Source organism: Citrobacter sp. wls717, assembly GCF_005280955.1.
GTDB classification, from domain to species: Bacteria; Pseudomonadota; Gammaproteobacteria; order Enterobacterales; family Enterobacteriaceae; genus Citrobacter; species Citrobacter werkmanii.
Window position 1 is genome coordinate 44159 of the sequence record NZ_SZWW01000007.1, and the last position, 26775, is coordinate 70933.

The following is a 26775-nucleotide window of genomic DNA, read 5'->3' on the forward strand; positions in this document are numbered from 1 at the left end:
CAACATGCGGAGGACGTAATGCAAAAGATTTTTGGCTTATTAGTGGTTTTGGGCTGCGTATTTGGCGGTTACTTTGAGGCTGGTGGGCAGTTAATTGCTATTTGGCAGCCAGCAGAAATTATTATTATCGTTGGTGCTGGCCTGGGGGCGATGATTATTGGGAACCCGGTACATGTGCTGAAAGAGATCGCCCATCAGATCAAAGGGGTGATCAGTAAAAAGAAAATGGGACCGGAATTTCAGCGTCAGCTACTGATGTGCCTGTATGAGCTGCTGGAAATGGTGCAGAACGGTGGTCTGCGTATGCTGGATCAGCATATCGAACAGCCGGAAGAAAGTACCATTTTCCAAAAATACCCGCTGGTGCTGACTCAGAAGCGACTGGTGACATTTATCGCCGATAACTTCCGTCTGATGGCGATGGGTAAAATCGATGCCCATGAACTGGAAGGGATCCTCGATCAGGAACTGGATACCGCTGAAGAGTCTTTGTTAACCCCTTCGCGCTCCTTGCAGCGTACCGCCGAGGCGATGCCTGGATTCGGTATTTGTGCTGCGGTATTGGGCATTATCATCACCATGCAGTCTATCGATGGCTCCATTGCGCTTATCGGTTTGAAGGTGGCGGCGGCGTTGGTGGGGACATTCTTAGGGGTGTTCATCTGTTATTGCCTGATGGACCCGCTGGCAAACGCTATGGAACAGCAGGCGCGGGCAGAGCATTCGCTGCTCGAATGCGTACGTACCGTACTGGTGGCGCAAGCGGGCGGTAAACCGACGCTACTGGCGGTCGATGCTGGCCGTAAACTTCTCCATCTGGCCTCTAAACCCACTTTCGCCAATCTGGATGCGTGGGTTAATGCGATGCTGGAGCAGGAATAAGCATGAGGAAGGGGCCAAATCGTCGCGATCGCGGCGCGAAAACCACCATTATCCGCCGACAAATTAAAAAGAACCATGCAGGTCATCATGGCGGGGCGTGGAAGGTCGCCTTTGCTGACTTTACGCTGGCGATGATGGCGCTGTTTATGACGCTGTGGATTGTGAACAGCGTCAGCAAGGCTGACCGCGAAAATATCGTGGCGGCGCTGCATGGCCAGTCAATCTTTAACGGTGGCGGTATGGCGCCGTTAAACAAGCTGGGCAAACTGCCGATAGCGCCAGGCGCGCAGAAGAAAAACGTCACACGCAACAAGCTTGATAAAACCGTGAATCCACAGGAGACGGCGAGGATCACGGAAGAGAACGCTAAAAAGGCGCTGGATGTGAATGAGAAAACGGCGTTACTGAAACAAAAATCAGCCCAGGAGTTAGGCGAGCTGGCGACCGACATTAACGTCATTGCCCGCAAGGCGCATATGGAGACCAACCTTGAGATGGAGATTGTTCCTCAGGGGTTGCGCGTACTGATTAAAGATGATCAGAACCGTAATATGTTCGAACGCGGTAGCGCCAAAATTATGCCGTTCTTTAAATCGCTGCTGGTTGAGCTGGCCCCCGTGTTTGACTCGCTGGACAATAAGATCATCATCACCGGGCATACGGACGCGATGAGCTATAAGAGTAACATTTACAACAACTGGAACCTGTCAGGCGACCGCGCATTGTCTGCTCGACGCGTACTGGAAGATGCCGGAATGCCACAGAATAAAGTTATGCAGGTCAGCGCAATGGCCGACCAAATGCTGCTGGATGCGAAAAATCCGGAAAGCGCCGGCAACCGTCGCATTGAGATCATGGTATTAACGCAAAGCGCTTCTGATACGCTGTATCAATATTTTGGCCAACACGGCGAGAAGGTCGTACAACCGCTGATTGATAAGCTGGACAAACAAAAGCAGGTGACTTCTTTACGTCAACATTCTGCTCCCGTCACTCATTAATTTGACTCCCGGTCCTCCACGCAACGTGGGGGGCAAATTATCCCGCAGGAAGGCAATGTGATAGATGTAACCCATATTATTCCATTGGATATTCATACTGATAACGTCACGGATGTGGCCTGTCAGGGCGCGCATTTCGACCAGATTTCAGGGATCTGGTATACCGAACCTCATGAGCTAAACGAGGCGCTTCGTGACTATGTCTACAACACCGACAGTTTTAACATCGTCGCGCCGTACTATCTGGTAATTACCTCGAAGATGCACTGCTGGAACTGCCACCAGCTCACCCATATTCACGGAGTGATGTTTACCCGGTTTATTAGAAAGGATCATGATGGCCAAGGCTGGCAATCTATTCGACGGAATACCTTTCTGTTTCATATTAATTCTCTGCCTGAAGAGATAAAAAAGAACATTAAGGCCAGCAATTACTATCTGGATAAAAGTAAAACCACCGGGCTACGTTACTGGATGAATCATTGTGAAATTTGTGGAGAGCGTCTGGGCGACTACGAGCTTTTCTGCGTTGAAAATGATGCATTTCGCCTGATGACGATCGAAAAATTGCTGCGGGCAAAGATTCGCAAAGTGAATAAGCTTTTTGTCAGTACGGCGGGTAATCCCGCAGAACATAAGACCACGGACATCGTACGTTACCTGTGCGATGCGCGCTTTGTCATGAATGGTCCAGCGTAAGGCATAATCAGACTTCTCACACCATAAAAATACTGTATACTTAAACAGTGTTGTGGGAGGCGAGTCATGCGCAAAATCATACATGTTGATATGGACTGTTTTTTCGCGGCGGTGGAAATGCGTGATAATCCAGCCCTGCGCGACATTCCCATCGCTATCGGCGGCAGTCGTGAACGCCGGGGCGTTATCAGCACGGCCAATTACCCGGCGCGGAAATTTGGCGTGCGTAGCGCAATGCCGACCGGAATGGCGTTAAAACTGTGCCCGCATCTCACGTTATTGCCTGGTCGATACGAGGCTTATAAAGAAGCCTCCCGCCAGATTCAGGCGATCTTCTCCCGTTATACCTCGCTCATCGAACCTCTTTCGCTGGACGAAGCCTATCTGGATGTGACCGACAGTGCTCACTGTCACGGTTCTGCCACGCTGATAGCGCAGGAGATCCGCCAGACGATTTTCAACGAGTTACAGTTAACCGCCTCCGCCGGGATTGCGCCGGTTAAGTTTCTGGCAAAAATAGCCTCCGATCTCAATAAGCCCAACGGGCAATATGTCATTACCCCCGCTGATGTTCCCGAATTTCTCAGAACGTTGCCGCTAGGGAAAATACCCGGCGTAGGCAAAGTTTCTGCCGCTAAGCTGGAAGCGATGGGATTGCGTACTTGCGAGGATGTTCAAAAATACGACCTGGCCATGTTGCTCAAACGGTTTGGTAAGTTTGGTCGCGTGTTGTGGGAACGCAGCCAGGGCATTGATGAGCGGGATGTCAACAACGACAGACTGCGCAAATCTGTCGGCGTTGAGCGTACGCTGGCAGAAGATATTCATGAATGGGCTGAATGTGAGGAGATTATTGAGCGGCTATATCCCGAACTGGAACGACGTCTGGCAAAGGTAAAACCGGATCTGTTGATCGCCCGGCAGGGAATTAAACTCAAGTTTAATGATTTTCAGCAAACCACGCAGGAGCACGTCTGGCCGCGCTTAAGCAAAGATGACTTAATTGCAACAGCGCGCAAAACCTGGGATGAACGTCGGGGCGGGCGGGGCGTAAGGCTGGTGGGATTACACGTCACGCTGCTTGATCCACAGCTGGAAAGGCAACTGCTGCTGGGAATTTGACTCTGATGTATTGCCGGATGGCGGCGTAACCGCCTTATCCGGCCTACAAATCAGCGCGTAGACCGGATAAGCGCAGCGCTATCCGGCTTTATTACAGAGACTTATTTCGCTGGAATCGACTTCAGCAGCTCGGTTAGCAGCGTCCAGTAGTGGCCGACGCTTTCAATATGAACCTGCTCATCCGGGGAGTGCGGACCGGTGATAGTTGGCCCGATGGAAACCATGTCCATATCCGGATACGGTTTCTTGAACAGTCCACATTCCAGACCGGCGTGGATAATCTGGATGTTCGGCGTTTTGTTGAACAGACGCTGATAGGTTTCGCGAACCAGGTGCATAACCGGAGAGTTAGCATCCGGCTGCCAGCCAGGATACGCACCTTTGGCTTCGGTTTTGGCACCGGCGAGCTTGCCCAGTGAATCCAGCATGCTTACCACGTAGTCTTTACCGCTGTCGATCAGCGAGCGAACCAGGCAGTGGATCTGTACATTATCGTCAGTCATGGTCACGACTCCGACGTTCAGGGAGGTTTCCACCACGCCTTTCGCCACGTCGGAATTGCGGATCACGCCGTTCGGGGTGGCGTTCAGCAGACGAACAAAGCTATCGCGAGACGGCGTGGTCAGGGCGGCTTTATCGTTGGCGACAGCATCCAGAAGCAGAGCCAGATTCTTCTCTTTGGCTTCCAGTTCGTTTTTCAGGATGTCCTGGTAAGTGTTAACCAGTGCTTTTAACGCATCAACTTTATCTGCGGCCACGGCGAGGGTCGCAAAGGCTTCACGCGGTATCGCGTTACGCAGCGTACCGCCGTTAAAATCAATCAGACGCAGATCCAGCTCTTCAGCGTGGCCCGCCAGGAAGCGTACCAGCAGCTTATTCGCGTTACCGAGGCCGACGTGGATTTCGCCGCCGGAGTGACCGCCTTTCAGACCTTTTAAGGTCAGCTTAAAGCTCTGGAAACCAGCCGGAACCGCCTCACGGGACAGCGGCAGGTTTGAGGTAAAGTCGATACCCCCTGCGCAACCCATGTAGATCTCACCTTCTTCTTCAGAGTCGGTGTTGATCAGGATATCTGCCTGCAGCCAGTTTGCCTGCAAACCGAACGCGCCATCCATACCCGCTTCTTCGGTCATGGTCAGCAACACTTCCAGCGGACCGTGTACCACATTGTCATCCGCCAGTACGGCCAGCGCGGACGCCATACCGATGCCGTTATCCGCGCCCAGCGTGGTGCCACGGGCTTTCACCCATTCGCCATCAATATAAGGCTGGATAGGATCTTTGGTGAAGTCGTGCACGGTGTCGTTGTTTTTCTGCGGAACCATATCCAGGTGCGCCTGCAGAACCACCGGTTTGCGGTTTTCCATGCCTGCAGTGGCAGGTTTGCGAATCAGGATATTACCGACCTGGTCGCGCTCGACGTGAAAACCTTTCTCCTGGGCCCAGCTCAGAATGTGTTCAGCGAGCTGCTCTTCATGGTAGGACGGGTGAGGAATAGAACAGATTTTGGCAAAAATATCCCACAGCGGTTGCGGGGATAACTGAGACAGTTCAGACACGTTGAGTCTCCTTGGCGGTGTCCTACAAAACTTGCTTGCAGTCCACGGGGTTAGCTGAATTAAAAACACCACAAGTCAGGCTTGCGCGATGCGATTGAGAATACCACTTTCTCCGCCGACGGCTAGCATAAAGCATGCAAAAAGAGGCGCGGATTCCGCGAAACACTGGTTTTTAGTGCGTCAGATCTCTATAATCTCGCGCAACCTGATTCACCCTCAATTATTAATTAGCCGTAGATACACAGGCTGGGACACTTCACATGAGCGAAAAATACGTCGTCACCTGGGACATGTTGCAGATCCATGCACGTAAACTGGCAAGCCGCTTGATGCCTTCTGAACAATGGAAAGGCATTATTGCCGTTAGCCGTGGTGGTCTGGTGCCGGGCGCATTGCTGGCGCGTGAATTGGGTATTCGTCATGTCGATACCGTATGCATCTCCAGCTACGATCACGACAACCAGCGCGAGCTGAAAGTGCTTAAGCGTGCTGAAGGCGACGGTGAAGGTTTTATCGTCATCGACGACCTGGTTGACACCGGCGGCACCGCGGTTGCGATCCGCGAAATGTATCCTAAAGCGCATTTCGTCACTATTTTCGCTAAGCCGGCAGGTCGTCCGCTGGTAAATGATTATATTGTTGATATCCCTCAGGATACCTGGATTGAACAGCCGTGGGATATGGGCGTAGTGTTTGTCCCGCCGATCTCTGGTCGCTAATCAACAGCGCTTTCAACGCCTGGCTTTGCCGGGCGTTGTTCTTTATTAATCCCCATCAGGTTACACTATGCCTTAATGAGTATTCATGGAGGCTGCAAGAATGTCACAAGCTAACCTCAGCGAAGTCCTGTTCAAACCCCGCTTCAAACACCCTGAAACGTCTACGCTGGTTCGTCGTTTTAATCACGGCGCGCAGCCGTCCGTACAATCTGCCCTGGATGGCAAAACAATCCCGCACTGGTATCGCATGGTGAATCGTCTGATGTGGATCTGGCGCGGCATCGATCCGCGTGAAATCCTCGAAGTACAGGCGCGTATCGTGATGAGCGAAGCCGAACGTACGGATAAAGAGCTCTACGATACGGTCATTGGCTATCGTGGCGGGAACTGGATCTATGAGTGGGCAAAGCAGGCGATGGAATGGCAACAGAAAGCGTCTATGGAGGAGGATCCGCAGTTAAGCGGACGCCACTGGCTGCATGCCTCTACGCTGTACAACATTGCCGCTTATCCGCATCTGAAAGGCGATGAGCTGGCAGAGCAGGCGCAGGCTCTGGCTAATCGCGCCTATGAAGAAGCCGCTCAACGGCTGCCGGGCACGCTGCGTGAGATGGAGTTTGCGGTCGCTGGCGGCGCGCCGATAACCGGCTTCCTGCATATGCCAAAAGGCGATGGTCCGTTCCCGACGGTACTGATGTGCGGCGGTCTCGATTCCATGCAAACGGACTACTATACGCTGTATGAGCGCTACTTTGCTCCGCGCGGTATTGCCATGTTGACGCTGGATATGCCGTCGGTCGGATTCTCATCAAAATGGAAACTGACTCAGGATTCCAGCCTGCTGCATCAGCATGTATTAAAGGCGCTGCCTAATGTCCCGTGGGTGGATCACACCCGCGTGGCGGCCTTCGGTTTCCGTTTTGGCGCTAACGTAGCGGTACGCCTGGCGTATCTGGAGTCGTCACGGCTGAAGGCGGTGGCCTGCCTGGGACCGGTTGTGCATGCGCTGCTGAGTGACCCGCAGCGTCAGGCAAGCGTCCCGGAAATGTATCTTGACGTTCTGGCCAGCCGCCTGGGGATGCACGACGCTTCCGATGAAGCACTGCGCGTTGAGCTTAATCGCTATTCATTAAAAGTGCAGGGACTGCTCGGTCGACGCTGCCCGACGCCAATGCTGTCTGGGTTCTGGAAAAATGACCCGTTTAGCCCGGAAGAGGAGTCGCGTTTAATCACCTCGTCATCTTCTGACGGTAAGCTGCTGGAGATTCCATTCAACCCGGTGTATCGCAATTTTGACAAAGGACTGCAAGAAATAACCAAGTGGATCAATCAGAGATTGTGTTAAAAGTTTGCTAAATTTTATCGATTTGGTAAAACAGGAGCTTCACCTAAGGAGATCGTAATGACGTTACCGAGTGGGCATCCGAAAAGTAGATTGATCAAGAAATTCACCGCGCTTGGCCCGTACATCCGGGAAGGGCAGTGCGAAGATAATCGCTTTTTTTTCGATTGTTTGGCTGTTTGCGTCAACGTGAAACCCGCCCCTGAGAAACGCGAGTTCTGGGGCTGGTGGATGGAGCTTGAGGCGCAGGAAAAACGCTTTACCTACAGCTATCAGTTTGGTTTGTTTGATAAAGATGGCAACTGGACGGCGGTGCCGGTGAAAGAGACTGAAGTGGTAGAGCGACTGGAATACACCTTACGTGAGTTTCATGAAAAATTACGTGGGTTGTTAACGTCGCTGGATTTGGCGCTGGAGCCTGCTGACGATTTTAAAGATGAGCCGGTTAAATTAACCGCATAATGAACAGTAAAATACCGGATGGCGGCGCAACCCCATCCGGCATTTTTTATCCTAAATCAGAACTGATAAACCATACCGACGGCAACGATATCATCATCGTTGATGCCCAGTTTATTGTCGCTATCCAGCTGGTTGATTTTATAATCGACAAACGCGGACATATTTTTGTTGAAATAATACGTGGCGCCAACGTCGATATAATTCACCAGATCCTCATTGCCGACGCCTTCAATATCTTTACCTTTTGACAGCACATAACCCAGTGACGGACGCAGACCAAAGTCAAATTGGTACTGAACAACCGCTTCGAAGTTCTGCGTTTTATTGGCGAAGCCACCAGAAATCGGCGTCATATTGCGCGTTTCAGAATAGAACGTCGCAATATAGATATCGTTAGCATCATATTTTAAACCCGTTGCCCAGGCTTCTGCTTTATCGCCCGTACCGCGAGTTTGCAGATTCTGCTGATTGGTACGATCGGAGTTGGTATAAGCGCCGCTTACGGCGAAATCGCTACCGCCAAAGTCATAGGTAACGGATGTACCAAAACCATCGCCGTTCTGTTTTTTCACATCGCGGTCCTGGTTTTTACCCTGATATTGCAGGGTGAGATCCAGGCCATCCACGACGCCGAAGAAGTCGGTGTTACGGTAAGTCGCCAGGCCGCTGGCGCGTTTGGTCATAAAGTTATCGGTCTGTGCAGAAGAATCGCCGCCGAACTCCGGGAACATATCAGTCCACGCTTCTACATCGTACAGCGCGCCCAGGTTACGACCATAATCAAACGAGCCAAGATTTTTTAATTTCAGACCGGCAAAGGCCAGACGTGTTTTTTGCTGGTTGGAATCACTTTCAGCTTTATTGCCTGCGAACTCTGCTTCCCAGCGACCATAACCCGTCAGTTCATCATTAATTTGCGTTTCGCCCTTAAAGCCTAAACGGATATAGCTTTGGTCGCCGTCCTTGCTGTCATAATCCGTCATGTAATGCATGGCTTTAACTTTGCCATACAGATCCAGTTTATTACCGTTCTTGTTATACACTTCAGCTGCCTGTACGGATGCCGACGCCACAATCCCCATCACCACTAATGCCAGAGTGCTCTTTTTCATTTTCATTCCTGATTAAAAGTACGCGCTAATATTCACTGGGTGTGATCCCCGTTAAAAGACAGGAAGGTTTTTAACGTCTGGCAATGAACGTTTTATGACAAAGTAAGAATATTTTTAAAAAAGAGTGTTTTTATGTTTCTGTAATAAATGCGTCAAAATCTGCCGCTACGCTTGCTGATCCTGCGCAATAAAATTTCATGCTTTGTGCGCTGGCTGTTGGCAACCGGGGCCAGTCCTGCTAAAACGTTCGTTTGATATCATTTTCCCCAATTTTGAATGGCAGAGAATCATGAGTGACAGCCAGACGCTGGTGGTAAAACTTGGCACCAGTGTGTTAACGGGCGGATCGCGCCGCCTGAACCGCGCCCATATCGTAGAACTGGTTCGCCAGTGCGCGCAGCTTCATGCCGCAGGGCATCGTATTGTTATCGTTACCTCAGGCGCGATCGCCGCCGGGCGTGAGCATCTTGGTTACCCTGAGCTTCCGGCGACGATAGCCTCGAAACAGCTGTTGGCGGCGGTAGGGCAGAGCCGATTGATTCAACTGTGGGAACAGCTGTTCTCTATTTACGGTATCCATATCGGGCAGATGCTGCTGACGCGTGCGGATATGGAAGACCGTGAGCGCTTCCTCAATGCCCGCGATACGTTACGCGCGCTGCTGGACAACAACATCGTTCCTGTCATCAATGAGAATGACGCGGTGGCGACCGCCGAAATTAAAGTCGGCGATAATGACAATCTCTCGGCGCTGGCGGCAATTCTGGCCGGAGCCGATAAGCTACTGTTGCTGACCGATCAGCAGGGACTTTTCACAGCCGATCCGCGCACCAATCCGCAGGCGGAGCTGATCAAAGACGTTCACGGTATTGACGATGCGTTGCGCGCCATTGCCGGCGACAGCGTTTCTGGCCTGGGAACGGGTGGTATGGGCACGAAATTGCAGGCCGCTGATGTCGCGTGCCGCGCAGGGATTGACACCATCATTGCCGCAGGCAGCAAGCCAGGCGTGATTGGCGATGTGATGGAAGGCGTTTCCGTTGGAACGCGTTTTCATGCTCAGGCCTCTCCACTGGAAAACCGTAAACGCTGGATTTTCGGCGCGCCGCCTGCCGGGGAAATTACCGTCGATGAGGGCGCGACCGCAGCGATTCTGGAACGTGGCAGTTCATTACTGCCAAAAGGCATTAAAAGCGTGACAGGCAACTTTTCTCGTGGTGAAGTGATTCGTATCTGCAATCTCGAAGGGCGCGATATCGCCCACGGCGTGACCCGCTATAACAGCGACGCGCTCCGCCGTATTGCCGGACACCACTCACAGCAGATTGACACCATCCTCGGCTATGAATACGGCCCGGTTGCTGTCCATCGCGACGACATGATTACCCGTTAAGGAACAGGCATATGCTGGAACAAATGGGCATTGCTGCCAAAGCTGCGTCATACAAGCTGGCGCTGCTCTCCAGCCGCGAAAAAAATCGCGTGCTGGAAAAAATAGCCGATGAGCTGGAAGCGCAAAGGGAAAGTATCCTTAGCGCTAACAAGCAGGATGTAGAACAGGCGCGTGAAAATGGTCTGAGCGAAGCAATGCTCGACCGCCTGGCATTGACCCCTGCGCGTCTGAAAGCGATTGCTGACGACGTGCGTCAGGTGTGTAATCTTGCTGACCCTGTCGGGCAGGTGATTGACGGGGGCCTGCTGGATAGCGGACTGCGTCTTGAGCGTCGTCGCGTCCCGTTGGGCGTGATTGGCGTGATTTATGAAGCGCGTCCTAACGTTACCGTTGATGTTGCCTCCCTGTGCCTGAAAACCGGTAATGCGGCGATCCTGCGCGGCGGGAAAGAGACTTACCGGACTAACGCTGCGACCGTGGCGGTGATCCAAAAGGCGCTGGAAGCCTGCGGTTTACCCGCAGCAGCGGTGCAGTCAATCGACAATCCGGATCGCGCGCTGGTCGCTGAAATGCTGCGTATGGATAAGTACATCGATATGCTGATCCCGCGCGGTGGCGCGGGCCTGCACAAGCTGTGCCGCGAGCAGTCGACTATCCCGGTCATCACCGGCGGCATTGGCGTGTGTCATATTTATGTGGATGATTCTGCTGAAATCGCGCCAGCGCTGAAGATTATCGTCAATGCCAAAACCCAGCGTCCGAGCACCTGCAATACCGTGGAGACCTTGCTGGTGCATCAGGATATCGCTGAGCGTTTCCTGCCTGCGTTAAGCGACAAGATGGCGGAAAGCGGTGTTACGCTGCACGGCGACGAAATCGTGATGCAGGTACTGCATGGCCCGGCCAAACTGGTGCCGCTGAAACCGGAAGAGCTGGATAACGAGTTTCTGTCTTTGGATCTGAACGTTGTGGTGGTCGAAAATATGGATGGCGCTATCGCGCACATTCGCGAACACGGTACCCAACACTCCGACGCTATCCTGACGCGCACGCTCAGCAACGCCAACCGTTTCGTGAATGAAGTTGATTCTTCTGCCGTATACGTGAATGCTTCCACCCGTTTTACCGATGGCGCCCAGTTTGGACTGGGGGCTGAAGTGGCGGTGAGTACGCAAAAACTGCACGCGCGTGGCCCAATGGGACTGGAAGCACTGACCACATACAAGTGGATTGGCTTCGGAGATGATACCATTCGCGCGTAATTGAAACCGGGTGATGCAAAACAGGCGTTTGATTCGCAAGGCCAGTAATGCATCGCCCGGTTTGTTTTAACCTTCTTCGCCATACCCGCGTTCGTTTGAGCTCTGCGTTTTTAATCATCCGCAGCAGACTATATTTATTCATATTCTCGTTTGTGCCAGAAAAGTGAGCCAGCACAGAATTTTCCCTGTCTGGAATGAATTTTCCTGGTCTGCGGTTCACGTATTGTTCCCAACGCTTGTTCTATTAGAATCAGTCTCATTTTTATGAGGAGTTGTTGCGTGAAATCGGATATTCACAAACTTAGTATTCCTGTTGTGCCGCTCGGCAATCCGTTCCCACCCCGCCATTGTTCGCTGTGTCCAAAGGGAACGGCTATTGATCGTGATAATGAGTACAAGTTAATAGACAAAAGAAGGAAGTTTAAAGCCGGTGAGATTCTCGCTCGGCAGGATGAAGCCGCAGAGATGCTTTTTGTGATTCATGAGGGGTATTGCAAGTCCAGCGTGGAATGTGGCGATAACGTTTTTATCAGCCGCTTTTATGTTCCAGGGGATATCATGGCGCTGGATGCTGTCGAAGGGAGAACGTATCTGACCACCATCAGGGCTGCAACGACTGCGGAAGTTTGCCATATCGACATCGCGCGGTTGTTCAAGGTCGCAGAGAAGGATCCTTCAGTTGCCGCAGCAGTCATCAAGTTTCTGTGCAGAGATAATGGGTTCATTGTTGAGAAATTGCGGCGTTATGCGAATAAACACGCGGAGGCCAGAATCGCCGCTTTCCTGGTGGAGTTTTACGAGATGCATTTGCGTATTGGCAGACCGGAAACGACGCTTCGATTGCCTTTTTCCCGGGAAGAAATTGCCAGTTATCTCGATCTTAAAATTGAAACCGTCAGCCGTTCATTAAAATCACTCGAACAACAAGATTTGATTACCTTACATCGTGTACGTACGGTAACACTTAATAGTTATCTCGGTTTGAAAAGCTTCATCTAATTCTCGCTTTTATGAATATGATTTTTTTCTTGCAATACCAGGAATATTCTTTTTATATGGAAAATTCCTGGTTTTATTTGTGTGAAATAATTATCAATTCGAGTATTAATCCTCCAGATTTTTTCTTTGTTTATAAGAATATTCCCCTTCAAACGAAAGTTTTATGAGAATTTTCTTGTGAAGATGAAAATTTATCAAAGTTGTAACAAATAGTCAGCATTTTAGAAAAGATATAAATATTTTAATTATCTTTATGTTTTGTAAGGATTTTATTAGGGTTTTATTTGTATGACCTTTTTGATATTTATCAAAAACATAAAAAAGATGAATTGTTTGGTTCGACTTATTTGTGTGGTTAATAATTCTGAAATGCGGCTTATTTTGAGTAAATATATCTTGGGAAAGTTCCTGGAAGACTATTTGTGTAAGAAAATTCTTAGTCTTTTGTAATTTCTGCGTTTCAGGGTTTGTTGAGATGTTACTTAATTCAAATGATAATTTTTTTGCGCGGCAATTCTGGCTCGCAATTAATGGAACCGCTGGAGTGACTTAATAATAAGACTCGGTGGTGAGTTTGTTCTTAGGAGAAGATAAAAATGAAAAAACTATTATTAGTAACCTCTCTGGCTTCTGTATTTGTTGCGGCAAATGCAATGGCAGATGTTACTGCTTCTGCAACTGCCTCGTGGGATGCGACGGCAACAAAAGATACCACCAGCATGTTGGTTGTCACCCCGCTAAACTCTTTGACTTTCCAGTATGCTGAAGGACTGAATGCCTTCAACTCTCAGGACGGTGCTTTTGATGTGACTATTCAGGGCCAGGAGACGGCAACTGATTTTGAGCTGACTGCGCAGATCATTAGCAACACTCTGACCAACGCCAGTGGTGATGCATCTACCCTGAACGTAGGAGTGGCATGGAATGGCACCGCGCTGACTAAGTCTTCAGATACTGTCCTGGTCAACTCCAGTTCGACTTCTGGTCTTGAAAGCCTGATGGCTGATGGCGCTTATAACGGTGCTGCTCGTGTCAGCGATCAATCCAACTTCAAATTCACCATCACGTCAGCGACTTCTGATGGTACCCAGGCAGTAACGGATTACTCTGCCCTGCCAGACGGCTATTGGACTGGTGATGTAAAAGTACAGTTCAATGCAACCTGGACGACTACCTAAGTAATAAAAAATTCGGGAGAATTTTATCTCCCGAATTTATCAGGAATGGTGTCATGAAAAAATATTTACCGACAGCGATGTTGGTAGGGTTAGTAGTATCTTTTCCCGGATGGGCAATTAATGTTGGTGAAATTACATCGATAATGACTTCTGCTGAGAGTTCATTATCGAAAGAAATTACCAATACGACTGATGCGGCGCGTTATGTCAGTGTTTCGGTAAAACAATTGTCATCACCTTTAGCTGGCGGAGTCGAAATAAAGCCTGTTAATTCCGGAGAGTTACTTTCTACACCTGCCAACCTTATTCTTCCTGGTCAGGCGAAGGATGTATTTCGCTTTTTCTATAAAGGACCAGCAGATGATGTTGAGCGTTATTATCGTCTGCAATGGATTGATGAACCGGTTACCGAGAGCGCGGAAACCCGGGCCAATAAAATGGCGGTTGCAACAGCGTCGGCTGAAATTGGAACTATTTTGGTGGTTGCGCCGAGAAAGGAGCGTTTTGAATATAACCGAAATGGCGATGTTATTACCAATACTGGCAATGTTTCGTTTCGAGTGATCGCCTATGGCACGTGTAAAGAGAAGGCCCGCGATCGAGGACGAGGCTGTCGCGAACGTTATTACATTATGCCAGGTACGAAAATAAAATTACAGTTTACCGATATTAATAATAGCCGTTCACGGATCGGTATCTGGCACGGTAAGCAGTTTATTACAGTGAAGTGATGGTCGATTGCAGCCATCTGTACGGGATAAATAAAATACCGGAATGTAAGGATGCATATGACAACAAAAAACATTGTCGGCGGTAGCTTTTGCCTTTTTCTTGCGTTGACACCAGGATTTTCACATGCAGCCCCAGTAAAAGTGGGTAATTACGTTATTCCCAGCGCTTTCGCCCGTTCACTGGAGCAGGGAATGACGGTACCGGTATATATTCGCTACAACGAGACTGACGAGAAAAGTCAGCAAAAAATTGCCGATGCGGTAATTTCGCTTGTTGATGGTAATATTACCGTTAAATCCCTGACGCTTACTGAATTACCTAATAATGCCGTGTTATCTGGAAAAACCCGCGCATTGGTGGAAAAAATTCGTGATGTGAAGTTTCACGATAATACCAATATCGAGCTATCGGCTAATGCACGCCTGCAGCTTAACGTCTCTTCATTTCATCTGGAGATGATTGTTAGTAAAGATGCGCTAACTGAAGCGATTGTCGCACGCAGCAGTCTGCTTGGGCCTTCCAGTGTGGAGACGCTCTCCAATGTCCTGAATTATAACTTTGGTACCTACTACAACGATTATCACAACGGCAGCAGTACTCGCAGCTATCTGACGGTAGACAATACAACATCGCTGCGTGAGCACCATATCAACATTAACGGTTCGTTTTACGGTATAGGCGACAGCAATGGCACCAGCAAACTCTATCGGGCGATGTATGAGCGCGATTATAACGGGTATCGACTGGCGCTTGGGATGCTTGACACCTGGAATGTCCAGTCTATTGCCAGCCTGAATGCGCTGAACGGCGGTAAAATTTACGGTGTGAGCTATGGAAATAAAGGAAGTACGGTTGTTGAAAATACCGCGCTTTCGCTCACGCCGATTACCGTATTTTTGCCAGCCGCTGGCGAGGTTCATGTCTTTCGTGACGGGCGATTGCTCAGCGTGCAGAACTTTAATATGGGCAGCTATGAAATTGATACCAGTCGTTTCCCGTATGGAGTTTATGACGTTACGGTAGATATCGTGGTCAATGGCCGGACAATTAATAGTCGTATCAGCAGGGTAAATAAAATCTTTGCCCGCCAACAAGCAGCCGGAATTGATCAGCTCTCGTGGCAATTTTTTGGCGGCTCACTGGATTATGATCGTGTGAGCTATAAGCGAAACCATTATCAGGATTTGGGCAGCGAGCAGACATGGATTGCTGGAGGGGCCGCATCGGTAACGCTGGCGGTATTGTCGGGACTGGGCCTGAAATCCACGCTCTACGGTTTTGACAACAATGCGGTTAATGAAACGGATGTCACGCTCAATGTGAATGAATACGTAAGCATTGGCACTCAGACGCTGGTGGCGAACGATTCGTCATGGCGAAACATCAGTAACATCAATCTCAATGTGCCTGAGGGGTATGGCTCTCTCTGGGCATCTCGTGAAGACAGTAAAATTGGCGATCGTTTGCCCGTGCAGGAACGTGACAATTATTCCATTGGCGGCACGCTGAATATCGGAAAGTTTATTCCTCATGGCGGTTCGCTCACCGTTAGCCAGACGGAGAATCGCTATTCAGGCAATAAATACCGTAACCTGGACTACAGCACGACCCTTTATTCAGGCAGATATGCCTCGGTTGGACTGCGTGCCGGGATCCAGCGTTATTACTACAACAACCGAAATGACGATGGGCGACAGGAACGTTATGTCAGCCTGGATTTATCGTTGCCGTTGGCTTCCTGGTTGAGCATGGGGGTCTCCCGGGATCGCTATGGCAGCACCCAGGGGAATCTCAGCGCGCGTAAGCAGTATACTGAAGGCCCCATTAAATCAGTCGGCCTGGCGGCGTCAACCCGTCTGAGTGGTGAACAATATTACGACAACAACTATTCGATAAACGGCAATTTGAGTTATGACACGAAATATAACGCCGGTACCGTATCGGTAACGCGTTCCGCGGATAACTCCACCAATATGAACTTCTCTTCTCAAGGCTCTCTGGCGTGGGCTGGGAAAGACTTCGGTCTGAGTAAAGAGAGGCAACGGTCAGGTGTCATCGTGAAAACAGATTTGACCGGTGAGGGGAAACTGGCGGCGAAGATTAACAATCGTAATTATCTTCTCAGCGGTAAATCAAATTTCATTGCACTGCCGCCCTATGCCCAGTACAAGCTGGAAATCCTCAATGATAAAAACTCTGAGGACAGCTTCGATATTGTTTCAGGACGCAAGCAGGAACTGACGCTATATCCGGGTAACGTTGGTGTTATTAACCCTGAAGTGAAAAGCATGGTCACCGTGTTTGGGCGTATTCGTTACCCTGATGGGCAGTTAGCTGCAAATACCGATATTCATAACCACATCGGGAAAACACGTACCGATGAAAAGGGTGAGTTTGCTATCGATATTGATAAAAAATATCCGATCATCACGCTAATTTCAGCCAATGGCAGCGTTTGTGAAGCCGATCTCGATCTGGAAAAAGCACGCGGCGCGGCGTGGGTGGGTGAGGTGAAATGCGCAACGCAAACCACTATGGCACAGAGGTAATAAAATGAAAGTATTAAATAAGTTGGCTATTTTTATCTGTGCTGTGGGAAGCTTTACGCCTTTGCCTGTTTTAGCTTTGAAGGCCTCCTCGTCCGGCTCAGTCAGCAATAATTATTTGTTTATTGAAAATGCTATCGATGGTGAATATTTTATTACCCCATCGGCACTTGATCCGCGCTTCAGCGGGTCAAATACGTGGATAAAATACGGTACCTCGCAGGTCAGTCTCGGATATTTAGGTTTTGTGGGCTGGACTGCACCCGGAAATTATTATCAGGATATGTGGATTGATAATTCCCCGATTAATGGGCCTTTCCGGGGAATACGTTGTTATAGTGGAACCCAGTGTCCATCGACCGGGTTTATTGCCGGGCAAGGAACTGACAATAACGGGTTTTATCATGCACAGGTGGGCTCTGTCGCAGGCGTTGTTGGCGGAGCCTACGGATTCGCCTCTCTGACGGATACTGCCTATGAGTATTTTCGCAATGTGTCTACCGGTAGCAGCGAAACCTACGTATTCAACCGCTGTTATACGTCTGTAAATTATGATTATTCTTCCGGACAGCGTTGCAAAGACCAGTCGACCGGATCATGGAATTACGTTAATTATACGTTGACCAAACGCGGGCATCTGTCGCTTGAATCCACTAATGCGTTTCAGGAACTTTGGGTTGCCAGCGACGGAACGCCGAGCATCACCAAAGACTCTGGTTATTGTGAGCTTGGCGTGGTGGGCGGCACAGACGGTGTGATTTGCAAGATGGTGAGTTATAACCTGCAACAAACGGCTAATCTGACCCCCTCTCTGACGTTTCGCGCTTATGTTGACACGGCGATGCTTGGTTTTACGCCCGGAGCGGCCACCGTGAGATACTCCGGGAATGGCTCAAACTGGTATAACTATGGTTCTTCAACAACGTATTACAACGTTTTCACCACGTCCGGGGAGTATATTTATATTTTTCTGTCGAAAGTATTTCTGAAAAATCTCGTCGATTCAGGGATCAGTATTACTAACAGTCAGCCGTTTACTTTCGGTTTTTATAATGGCTTAACACCAGAGTCAGGGCACTACCAGTTTACCCCTTCGTTACAGCTCAATATTGTGCCGAAGGAGTATGGAATCAGTATTGTCTCTTCGGACAACACAGCTTCTGCGAGCGGCAGTGGCACGATTGGCGATGCCGCTCCTATAGAAATGGATTACACCGTAACCGTCTCAGGCCCTCGTCAGGCCGATAGCATTACCGCCCAGGTTATCGGGGATAGTACAACGATCAATAGTGTGCCTTATTGCCTGTTTACCTCTACGCAAGGCGGGCTATCCGTCCCAATCCCCGCCTTTCTGCAGTACAACAGCCAGTCGGGGGGCGTAGTGCAGAAACGAAATAGCTGCAGTGAAGCACCAGTCAGCATGAGCGATGCGCAGTGGCAACAGACGCCCTGGGACGCCAATAACAATGACGATGGAAGCTATTATACGACTGATTTGAAGTTGCTTTTCCCCATGAATGATTCACGTTCGCTGTTAACCGTTTCCGGAGCAGACTGGGAAGGTGTCGTCAGCGCCAGCGGAGAGATAAAAGTGACGGCGAATTGGGTGGGCGTCACGCCATGAATCGCTACCATTTCGCACTTAGATGGGCATTTGTCTTTTTTTGTGGGCTGACTGCATGCTCTGCGCAGGCTGTCTACCTGGAGTCGACCATCTATGAGATGCCATCGGATAAATCATTTATCAGTAAGCGAATCTATAACGATAGCCACAAACAGAATTTGTACAGTATTAGCGCCGTAAAAATTGATAAGCCGGGGCCGGGAGGTGAAAACAGAAGCGCCATTGCTGAAGGCGAACTTCTGTTTACACCGCTGAATTTCTCACTGGCACCGCAGGCGAGTGAGTTTTTTAAGATTTTCTACCGTGGACCGCAGGATGATAAGGAGCGTTATTATAGAATTCTGTTTCGTGAAATGCCGATCACGCTGTTTACCGAGCGTAATCAAGGAAAAGGCGGACAGGCTCTCCCGGTGATCGCTATGGACACCATACTGGTTGTTCGTCCGAGAAAAATAAATCTGACCTACACCATTGATGAGGCTAACGGAACGCTGAAAAACACCGGGAATACTTTTTTTAAAATCATCGTACACCAGGGGTGCAACTCAACCGATGATGAAGCCACCATGCGTTATGTGTTGCCGGGGGAAACCTGGCGTAGTAGCCAACTAAAAACACAAAACAGAAAATTTATAGTTGCCTTGCAGAAATACCTACCCGTGGGGCAGGGGTGCTTCAAACTCAATCGTGAGTAAGTATTGAATCTGATCGGATATGTCATGATGAGATATTGAATCTATACTGTATGTATCTTTATAAAATACAGTCATAAGCTCAGAGTAGATGAAATTTTGGCCATCCGAACTCAATATTACGGTATTTAAGAGTCAGGTTGTATGAAAAGTATAATTAATGATCAGGTTGAGTACGATTCCACCAGGAAAAGCCTGAAACATGGCGATACTACAATAATTCTTTCGCCGTCTACAGCGAGACTACTTGATTTACTCATTACTCATAAAAATCAACAGCTCCACCGCGAATTTATCATTGAGGAAGTATGGGAAAAGCATGGCATGGTGCCATCCGGCCATAGTCTTAATAAAAGTATAAGTGTCTTACGAAAAGCATTTAGCGAGTTGGGGGCGGAGAACCCCATTGAAACATTGCCCAGACAGGGATTTTTGTTCCATGCTGCGGTCCGTGACGCATCGACATCCTCCAGTGAGGATCAAGACAGGCGCTTGGTACCTAAAACGGAAATGGCAGTTCCATCAAGAAAAGTGAAATACGTAAAAATTTTTGTTCTCATTTTATTAATCGCTTTAATCGCAAGCACTTTTTTTATCGTGAAGACTTTTAATACAGGTACCAGGAATTTTATCTACATCAGGACAGTAGGTGATTGTGAACTTTATACTGCAGATGACAATAATGCTGATAAAACGAAAGCATTCTTATCCTCTGATATGTGGCGAAAAGTAAATTCGGTTTGTCATAGCGGTAAGAAAACAATAGTTTTCTATGATGATAATAATTTATCAGCAAGCAATTCTCTTAAAGAGAACTTTCTTGGAGTTTGTTCGCTAGATAAACGAGGTGCTGCGCATGAATGCGAAAACTATATTTATTAGTGGGGTGATCCTCCTTGCAGCGATAACAGTATATTTTTACCTTCATCTGCAACCTGAGACGCTGACTTGTTCTGCCAAAAATTATCTGCATCTGGAAGCTCAAACTCAGGGGGTGAAAATTGAAGGTGAAGTCCTTCTTGTCTTCCGGATATCTTCCGCCACCGAAGGGCGAGTATCTCAGGTAGGAAGTCTCGTCATTCAGGGCAAACATTATGCCGTAGATCGTAATGTCGTCCTGAAATTTATTGGTAAAGATCACGATGGATACCGACAGACTCGCCGCGTGGCTATTGTTAAAAATAAAAATGATAATGTCCCTGATGAAATTACTGAGCTGCTTATGTCACGGCAGGATATTTTCTATTATAAGGTTGTCCGTATCGCCGGAAATGTTTATGGGATAAGAGATTTGCGACGTACGCTTATGGTTTGTCGGGCTGCTTAACAAAGTTGATATATTGTATTACAAATTTTTTTAGTTACATATGTTGTTGTTTTGCTTTTTTATGGTTTTATGTTTCGTCTTGTTGTGAAAGTGAGTAAATTTATTTGTTCTGATTAGAAAATGGGAATTTTCCTTTTTCAATATTTTAAATGGCCTTACTATTTGACGGGGATATTCATATGGACAGTTGTAATCATAAATTCCTAACCTGTGTAATATGACTTATGGAAAAAGTTAACTCACGCACCGCCTTATAATTATTGGAGGTCGAAGGTGTTGTATATGCTCTCGTGCATAAAACGAGGGACCTGCTATGCCATAAATTAAAGTTGGTGATAATTATGAATGTGAAAAAGGCTTTTCTTCTCAGTTATGATATTTTCCTTTTCTCAGGGTTAAAAGCGTCTTTGCCAAATTTAGTACTGGTTGATGCGCGCACATATATTTCTGGAGCGCAACCCGTCATACCACAATATCCATCCTGTGTGTTGGTTATTGATAATCGACTGCCATTATTCCTGATCAGGAAGTGGCTCCAGAGAAATAGTGCACAGTTCATTAATATGAGCTGTATTGTTCTTCGGATGAGTGAAAACCAGGCTGTTAATCGAGGGTATGAAGAGTTTGTTTTTATTAATGGATGGGAATTATCAGAGAAGGTGATCTCTCAGTTAAAAGATTATTTATTGGCACCTGGTGAGATAGCCGAAATCAACAGAGGTTCACCACTATTTACTTTTTATTTAACCGAGTTTGAGGAAGAAATGTTGTATGCTTCTTTCACTAAAGAAAGATTGCACGATTTTTGTATTGCCAACTCGCTGACAATTAAGTCAGTATATCGATATCGGGAAAAAATTACCACTCGGCTCGGATTTTCTCATTTCAATGAAACAATCATTTTTTTAACCAGGAATAATTTCTTGCGTGAAGACAGTTCACCGCTAAGAAATACAGCGGAGAATATGATTTACGATGAGGTGTATGATGTTTCAGATACTAGCCGACTGAGCATGGCAATAAGGAATGAAGAAATCATTCCTTATTTTCAACCCATAGTAAATATCAGTGGTGATGTTTGCGGCGTTGAGGTTTTGGCTCGTTGGCCACAGGGGCATAACTACGCTATTTCTCAACGTGAGTTTATTCCATTGGCAGAAAAAAGTGGGTTGATTAATGAGTTGACCAGCTATTTAATGACCGTCGTTGCGCGTGATTTCGTCGGCGGAGGTGTAGGGATTAACAACACTTTATTTGTCTCATTTAATGTCAGCCCATCAGGTTTAAGTAACCCTGTCTTTTATTGGGAATGCCTTAACTTTATGGAAATGACGCAAAAATTACCCATAAAACTGATGATAGAAATAACTGAAAATCAGACGCTTACAATCACTCCAGCAATCAAAGAGCTTATTCGTTCATTACGAAACAGAGGCGTTCTGTTTGCTTTAGATGATTTTGGGACCGGTTACGCTAACCTCTGCTATCTCAATGAGTTAGACCTGGATGTAATCAAGATTGATAAAACATTCATTAAGGCTATTAAAGAGGTTGAGCAACATATTCCTATGCTTGAGTCAATTATTCATCTTTCCGGGCTTTTAGGGCTACGCATAGTAGCGGAGGGCGTTGAACATGACTTTCAACAGCAATGGCTGGGAAAACAGAGAGTTGATTACCTGCAAGGCTATCAATTTTTACCGCCAGTGACATTTAGTGATTTTATCCGGTATTACGAGCACTCTGTTAGTTTGTATGAACCTGTATCTGGTTCAACTTTCTCAACCTAGATCTCAAGAGGGTTTGCTGTTCTGAGCGATGCATCGTTTGTTTGTTTATCCTAAAAGGGTTATTCATAACTGTATTAATGTTCAATACAAAAGTTTTGAGGTTAGCCCTTCGCCATGCGTACATTTCTGACAAAAGTAAGAGTATGGTTTCCGCCACCGCTCATCTTAGTATTATTTCTTGTCATGGATGCGTTGACGGCGACCCCGCATTTTACGTTCGGTGCTGTGAATATCGTCGTAAGCCTATTGCTGGCCTGTGTTAGTCTGGCGGTAGCACTGCATACTGTGTGGCAGATGAGGATGAAACGCACGACGCTGAACCCGCTTCATACGGAAAGAACGACCACGCTTGTTACCGAAGGTTGTTACGCCTGGAGCCGCAACCCTATTTACCTTGGAATGAGCGGACTCCAGTTGGCCTTCGCTTTCTACGTCGGCAGCCTCGCCGGGATACTGGCTGTACCATTATTTATGCTGGTGATAGCCAGATTGCATATCGATTTTGAAGAAGAACAGCTGCGAAAACATTTCGGGCAGGAATGGGAGCGCTATGAGCAACGGGTTCGTCGTTGGTTATAGAAATGTCTGATGTAATAACGCGCTATCGCGAACACGGAAAGCGCTGAGCGCGTTCCGCCGTAGCGGGTGATGGCACGATTCGTGCGTAATTGAATCCGGGTGATGCAAAAATAGGCGTTTGATTCACAAGGCCATTGACGCATCGCCCGGTTAGTTTTAACCTTCTACCCCGTGTTCACATTCGTGGACATGTCCTTTTCAGGGCCGATATAGCTCAGTTGGTAGAGCAGCGCATTCGTAATGCGAAGGTCGTAGGTTCGACTCCTATTATCGGCACCATCTTTTCTAATAAAATCATCTGGTTACCGTTGCATTGTTTTGCTTTTTTTAACACGAATGTGCATTTTTGCGCGTTGTGCGTGTGGCAAAATTGTGGCAGGTACAGTGAGATTGTGTGTGGCGCAATGCAAGGGTATGCTAATAGCATGTGTTACCTTGTAGCCGCGCCTGTCTTGTCTTTTGGGCAGTATTGCTACTTTGATGGCTTCTGGTTACAGATATTTTCAGTTCAGTTCACTGATTGCACGGATGGGTCGAAAGGATGTTACTACAAAAACATACATATAAACACGTTTAGTAGACCATTTGGGTATTTGCATTCACTTGACTACCCACTTACATTTTACTTGTGTCATCTCTGACAAAATAATGCATCCAATATCCTGCTAAATTGACAGGCGTCTTTGAGCGAGAAGCGGAAGTTCACTAAATCCTGAATCATCAGGAATGGGCGCAGGCCCATAGATCTCTATGCTCGCTTCCAAGGTAGCGTAACCACTCTCTAAAAGAGAATGGCGCGGATTTCAGGGTTACTTACAACACCATGCCCTGCGTTCGTTTTAATACAACTTTAATCACAATAACCTACATGCAAATTCATTCACACTAGACATACTTACAAAATATGATGTAATTCATATTGTTGAATGATTTTTGATTCAGAGTTTTACCTACACACACTAAACAGGAATGTTGAAAATGGGCGGAGAGACCTCTTCAATACAGCATGTTGCAAATAAGATAACCCAAGATATTTTTAAAATTTTCAAATGGCAACGAGCTACTAGTCAAGATATGAACTGGGATTGCGACCTAGAGGCTCATGACAAAAAAACACATCCTAGCGATGTGGTGTTTTACTATACCGATCCTTATGAAGAAGAGATTGTGTACTTGAACACAGACCTCAAAAGCTATGCTCAAAGTAGTATCGGCAAAGGGATGGTAGAAGGTGCACTTTCTTCTTTAGCTCTCGCTACAGAATGCGCCAACATTAGCCAACAGTGGTGTAAACGATATGTGCGGGATGAGTCATTAGGTTACAAAGTTCGAGGTTTATTATTTCTCTATAATCATGACAACCTTTATGACAAGGATTTTTACTCATCCGTGATGAAGAAAGTCGATCCTGAAATAATAAAATGCCCCCCAACATAAAATTACACCTTTTAGATCCATTCAAAATATCCGATATGATAAATATAGCATCAGATATTAAAATGCTTATTGGTACCGGGGCTTTACCTCAACCAGATTTGTACTATTTCTATTACCCAGACTTAGCACTAACTAGGATAAAACATCCTATCAACAATAAGACTGCAGCTACTGTTGAGGTCTTAACATCACCATTCATAATAATAAAGCATGAAGAATTCGATTGGATGGGTGAAAAAGAAGATAGTGGTTACGTAATTTATTATAATCAACCAGGGAATAGTGAAGATGAGTTCATCTATTTCCTTGACATGCTTTCTAATTATCAAATACTGACTGATGCAAAAAGAATAAAAATTAGACATTGTCATATAAATCCGCATGAAGACTCCATTCATCACTTTGAAAGAGCAAAGCAAAAATATAGTGCCCATTGGCTATCAGGCGAAAGTGAACGTTTGTTTTCAAAAGTTGCATTCGAAAAAACAGCTGCAATGGTAATTCAATATAGTCTTGAAGCTATAGGCATGGAGCAACGTTAATGAATAACATGAATATTTATTTCGCAACTGACAAAAATATATATGATGCACTTCATCATAAACGAATTACCATCGCAAGATTACGCGAGATATTATTACGGAAAGGTATTATTGTTGCTCAAGACTTAACAAAGGAGGAATTAATTGAAGAGGTTTGCAAACTACCTCAGGGATATAGTGATCTAGATTCTATTAAGGAACTTGTACAAACTTATGATAAAAGAGAGAGTATAACTAGCGTCAAGCTTCAAGCATCATCCTCTCAGACGGAATTAAAAACAGCAGCAGAGTTAGTTAAAAGAAAATTAGCCACTGGCTCTGGTGAAACAGTAAAAATCACTGCGAAAAAAGATGGGTCTTTAGCAATCGAGGTAAACTACCAAGAAGTAGACTTGTCCAGAACAGCATTGCGTCAGATAGACAACCGAAACATCAAGATTGATCTTACTGTAAATAACGATAATGTTGATATTCGTATGCCTCAGAACCAAAAGGCTAAAGATGTAATAACACTATTACAAAAAGAGTTGTCAAAGATTAAATCCGTTGATGTTGAAAAGTTTGAAATTTCTTTAGAAGCGATTCCTACACCAGCGCTAAGAAGTCAGTTTTTTCAAGAGGTTATGGGCGGCTTGAGTGGATATGAAATTGACGACGTTACTAATGTAGAGCTTAACCGTTCAACAAGCAAAGGTGATGACGAGGAAGAAGAAGAAATCGAGACAGGATTCGTAAAAAAAGCGGTTCTAAAAGGTGATTCTGTTAATAGTTCTGCTATTTTCACCCAACTACACAACAAAGGATACTATATTGGAAGAATTGCTTGGTCTGCTAAACCTAAAAACGGAATAGGAGACAGAATTTTGGTTGAAGCTTTCTTTAAGGATTCAGAAAATTGCTCTGATTTTTCCTATCAAATTAAAGGAATCAATAACCAAAAAGGTAGTGGATACAATGTTACTATTCGTGCAGCAAATGAAGTTGAAAAGAAGAAAATCAGCCTACTAATTGAACAGTCAGCAGCGGACGCCTATAATATCGTGACGGGTAAAAAGGTGGAAGAGCATGAAAAAATTTAAATGGATTAAACTCAACAATCGTTTCACTACTAGTGAAACAGTTGAAAAACTCATGCGTGATCCTTTTACTGAAGAGAAAGGGAAAGGGTTTATATTTGATAAATCACGAACATCTCATTTTCACGCTCGCTTCATCGAAAAGATAATTAGCGAAGATAGAATAAGTAATCTATACGGCAACAGTACCGCTGTTGAACGCATTGAATATAGAGTAACATCTTTCAGTTTTGACGAACAATACACCCCAGTTTTACTTATTGATAATCCACCGAGAACACTTAAACCATTTGCTCAGGCACTGGTAAAAAACCTTGGTCTTGGTACCAGCTTAGAAGAGATTGAGATTGACCCGTTCATATGGTTCAGTTCTTTAAACACAGAGTTGACACTTAATATAGTGCAACTAGATGTATCTCAAATTCAAGTTGCTGAATTTGCTCTTGCCAAGATGCAAATTAATAGTACCAGCGATCTTAAAAAATATTTCAAAGATGAGCTTATTCACAAAAAAATGAGACTTGATCGATTGACATGTACTATTCATGACCAAGAATTTAGCGGTAAATTAAAACTCTTCCGAAATGGTATGGCTCAAATCGAAGCACGAGCGGAAAAAGAGTTAACCAAAAGACTATTTGACAGTTTAATGAATATCTACATGTAAAATAAGAGGCTGCCTAAAGGCGGCCTTGCTTTA

25 protein-coding genes and 1 tRNA gene are annotated in these 26775 nt (G+C 46.7%); 24 read left to right on the forward strand and 2 right to left on the reverse strand.

Going from position 1 to position 26775, the window contains the following annotated elements:
- Positions 1-18: 18 nt before the first annotated feature.
- The 4 genes from motA to dinB all read left to right on the forward strand — a co-directional run bounded on the left by motA (position 19) and on the right by dinB (position 3704).
- The gene (motA, locus tag FDX09_RS04980) at positions 19-882 is read left to right on the forward strand and encodes a flagellar motor stator protein MotA (protein ID WP_006685923.1); all 864 of its coding nucleotides are present in this window, start codon (positions 19-21) and stop codon (positions 880-882) included.
- Positions 883-884: 2 nt separating this feature from the next.
- Entirely contained in the window at positions 885-1883 is a 999-nt protein-coding gene (gene lafU / locus FDX09_RS04985; protein WP_038637675.1) for a putative lateral flagellar export/assembly protein LafU, read from the forward strand.
- Between the two features lie 57 nt (positions 1884-1940).
- Positions 1941-2582 (forward strand): DNA primase, encoded by a 642-nt coding sequence (locus tag FDX09_RS04990; RefSeq protein WP_085047721.1) that lies wholly within the window; start codon positions 1941-1943, stop codon positions 2580-2582.
- A gap of 66 nt (positions 2583-2648) precedes the next feature.
- On the forward strand, positions 2649-3704 hold the full coding sequence (dinB, locus tag FDX09_RS04995; protein ID WP_038637679.1) for a DNA polymerase IV: 1056 nt from the start codon (positions 2649-2651) through the stop codon (positions 3702-3704).
- A gap of 101 nt (positions 3705-3805) precedes the next feature.
- Here dinB and pepD read toward each other — a convergent pair whose 3' ends face one another.
- Complete coding sequence (gene pepD, locus FDX09_RS05000) at positions 3806-5263, reverse strand: cytosol nonspecific dipeptidase (RefSeq protein WP_137346873.1); 1458 nt, start codon at positions 5261-5263, stop codon at positions 3806-3808.
- 260 nt (positions 5264-5523) lie between these two features.
- On the opposite strand from pepD, the gene gpt reads away from it, so the two are divergent.
- The 3 genes from gpt (at position 5524) to crl (ending at position 7786) form a co-directional block, all read left to right on the forward strand.
- A complete protein-coding gene (gene gpt, locus FDX09_RS05005; protein ID WP_038637683.1) occupies positions 5524-5982 on the forward strand; it encodes a xanthine phosphoribosyltransferase in 459 nt (152 codons plus the stop codon).
- 100 nt (positions 5983-6082) lie between these two features.
- Positions 6083-7327 carry an esterase FrsA gene (frsA, locus tag FDX09_RS05010; RefSeq protein WP_038637686.1) on the forward strand — a complete coding sequence of 415 codons (1245 nt, stop codon included), beginning with the start codon at positions 6083-6085 and terminating at the stop codon, positions 7325-7327.
- A gap of 57 nt (positions 7328-7384) precedes the next feature.
- Positions 7385-7786 carry a sigma factor-binding protein Crl gene (gene crl / locus FDX09_RS05015; protein WP_061383058.1) on the forward strand — a complete coding sequence of 134 codons (402 nt, stop codon included), beginning with the start codon at positions 7385-7387 and terminating at the stop codon, positions 7784-7786.
- A 56-nt stretch (positions 7787-7842) separates the two neighbouring features.
- Here crl and phoE read toward each other — a convergent pair whose 3' ends face one another.
- Positions 7843-8898 (reverse strand): phosphoporin PhoE, encoded by a 1056-nt coding sequence (gene phoE, locus FDX09_RS05020; RefSeq protein ID WP_042310379.1) that lies wholly within the window; start codon positions 8896-8898, stop codon positions 7843-7845.
- A 289-nt stretch (positions 8899-9187) separates the two neighbouring features.
- Here phoE and proB point away from each other — a divergent pair, with 289 nt between their 5' ends.
- The 17 genes from proB to FDX09_RS05100 all read left to right on the forward strand — a co-directional run bounded on the left by proB (position 9188) and on the right by FDX09_RS05100 (position 26742).
- Positions 9188-10291 (forward strand): glutamate 5-kinase, encoded by a 1104-nt coding sequence (gene proB / locus FDX09_RS05025; RefSeq protein ID WP_003031373.1) that lies wholly within the window; start codon positions 9188-9190, stop codon positions 10289-10291.
- A gap of 11 nt (positions 10292-10302) precedes the next feature.
- On the forward strand, positions 10303-11553 hold the full coding sequence (gene proA / locus FDX09_RS05030; RefSeq protein ID WP_085047718.1) for a glutamate-5-semialdehyde dehydrogenase: 1251 nt from the start codon (positions 10303-10305) through the stop codon (positions 11551-11553).
- Positions 11554-11832: 279 nt separating this feature from the next.
- Positions 11833-12552 (forward strand): Crp/Fnr family transcriptional regulator, encoded by a 720-nt coding sequence (locus tag FDX09_RS05035; protein ID WP_069323872.1) that lies wholly within the window; start codon positions 11833-11835, stop codon positions 12550-12552.
- A 596-nt stretch (positions 12553-13148) separates the two neighbouring features.
- Complete coding sequence (locus tag FDX09_RS05040) at positions 13149-13730, forward strand: common pilus major fimbrillin subunit EcpA (RefSeq protein WP_038637704.1); 582 nt, start codon at positions 13149-13151, stop codon at positions 13728-13730.
- A gap of 53 nt (positions 13731-13783) precedes the next feature.
- On the forward strand, positions 13784-14461 hold the full coding sequence (locus tag FDX09_RS05045; protein ID WP_038637707.1) for a hypothetical protein: 678 nt from the start codon (positions 13784-13786) through the stop codon (positions 14459-14461).
- A gap of 57 nt (positions 14462-14518) precedes the next feature.
- Positions 14519-17011, forward strand: coding sequence for a CS1-pili formation C-terminal domain-containing protein (locus FDX09_RS05050; protein ID WP_137346874.1), 2493 nt, complete (start codon positions 14519-14521; stop codon positions 17009-17011).
- A gap of 4 nt (positions 17012-17015) precedes the next feature.
- Positions 17016-18632: a fimbrial protein gene (locus tag FDX09_RS05055; protein ID WP_137346875.1), complete on the forward strand. Its 1617-nt coding sequence runs from the start codon at positions 17016-17018 to the stop codon at positions 18630-18632.
- Complete coding sequence (locus FDX09_RS05060; RefSeq protein ID WP_038637713.1) at positions 18629-19327, forward strand: fimbria/pilus periplasmic chaperone; 699 nt, start codon at positions 18629-18631, stop codon at positions 19325-19327. Before FDX09_RS05055 ends, FDX09_RS05060 begins: the two co-directional genes overlap by 4 nt.
- A 141-nt stretch (positions 19328-19468) precedes the next feature.
- Positions 19469-20206, forward strand: a complete 738-nt coding sequence (locus FDX09_RS05065; RefSeq protein WP_121528633.1) for a winged helix-turn-helix domain-containing protein — start codon at positions 19469-19471, stop codon at positions 20204-20206.
- Complete coding sequence (locus FDX09_RS05070; RefSeq protein WP_038637718.1) at positions 20181-20651, forward strand: hypothetical protein; 471 nt, start codon at positions 20181-20183, stop codon at positions 20649-20651. The genes FDX09_RS05065 and FDX09_RS05070 overlap by 26 nt, the downstream gene beginning before the upstream one ends.
- A 341-nt stretch (positions 20652-20992) precedes the next feature.
- Positions 20993-22441, forward strand: a complete 1449-nt coding sequence (locus FDX09_RS05075) for an EAL domain-containing protein (RefSeq protein WP_137346876.1) — start codon at positions 20993-20995, stop codon at positions 22439-22441.
- A gap of 114 nt (positions 22442-22555) precedes the next feature.
- Positions 22556-23020, forward strand: coding sequence for an isoprenylcysteine carboxylmethyltransferase family protein (locus FDX09_RS05080; RefSeq protein WP_137346877.1), 465 nt, complete (start codon positions 22556-22558; stop codon positions 23018-23020).
- A 203-nt stretch (positions 23021-23223) separates the two neighbouring features.
- Positions 23224-23299 (forward strand) — tRNA-Thr (locus tag FDX09_RS05085).
- Positions 23300-23998: 699 nt separating this feature from the next.
- Complete coding sequence (locus tag FDX09_RS23825) at positions 23999-24457, forward strand: hypothetical protein (RefSeq protein WP_249359975.1); 459 nt, start codon at positions 23999-24001, stop codon at positions 24455-24457.
- Entirely contained in the window at positions 24442-24999 is a 558-nt protein-coding gene (locus FDX09_RS23830) for a hypothetical protein (RefSeq protein ID WP_249359977.1), read from the forward strand. Before FDX09_RS23825 ends, FDX09_RS23830 begins: the two co-directional genes overlap by 16 nt.
- Complete coding sequence (locus tag FDX09_RS05095) at positions 24999-26078, forward strand: hypothetical protein (protein ID WP_021570024.1); 1080 nt, start codon at positions 24999-25001, stop codon at positions 26076-26078. The genes FDX09_RS23830 and FDX09_RS05095 overlap by 1 nt, the downstream gene beginning before the upstream one ends.
- Positions 26065-26742 carry a hypothetical protein gene (locus FDX09_RS05100; RefSeq protein WP_001395317.1) on the forward strand — a complete coding sequence of 226 codons (678 nt, stop codon included), beginning with the start codon at positions 26065-26067 and terminating at the stop codon, positions 26740-26742. Before FDX09_RS05095 ends, FDX09_RS05100 begins: the two co-directional genes overlap by 14 nt.
- The last annotated feature ends 33 nt before the right edge of the window (positions 26743-26775 follow it).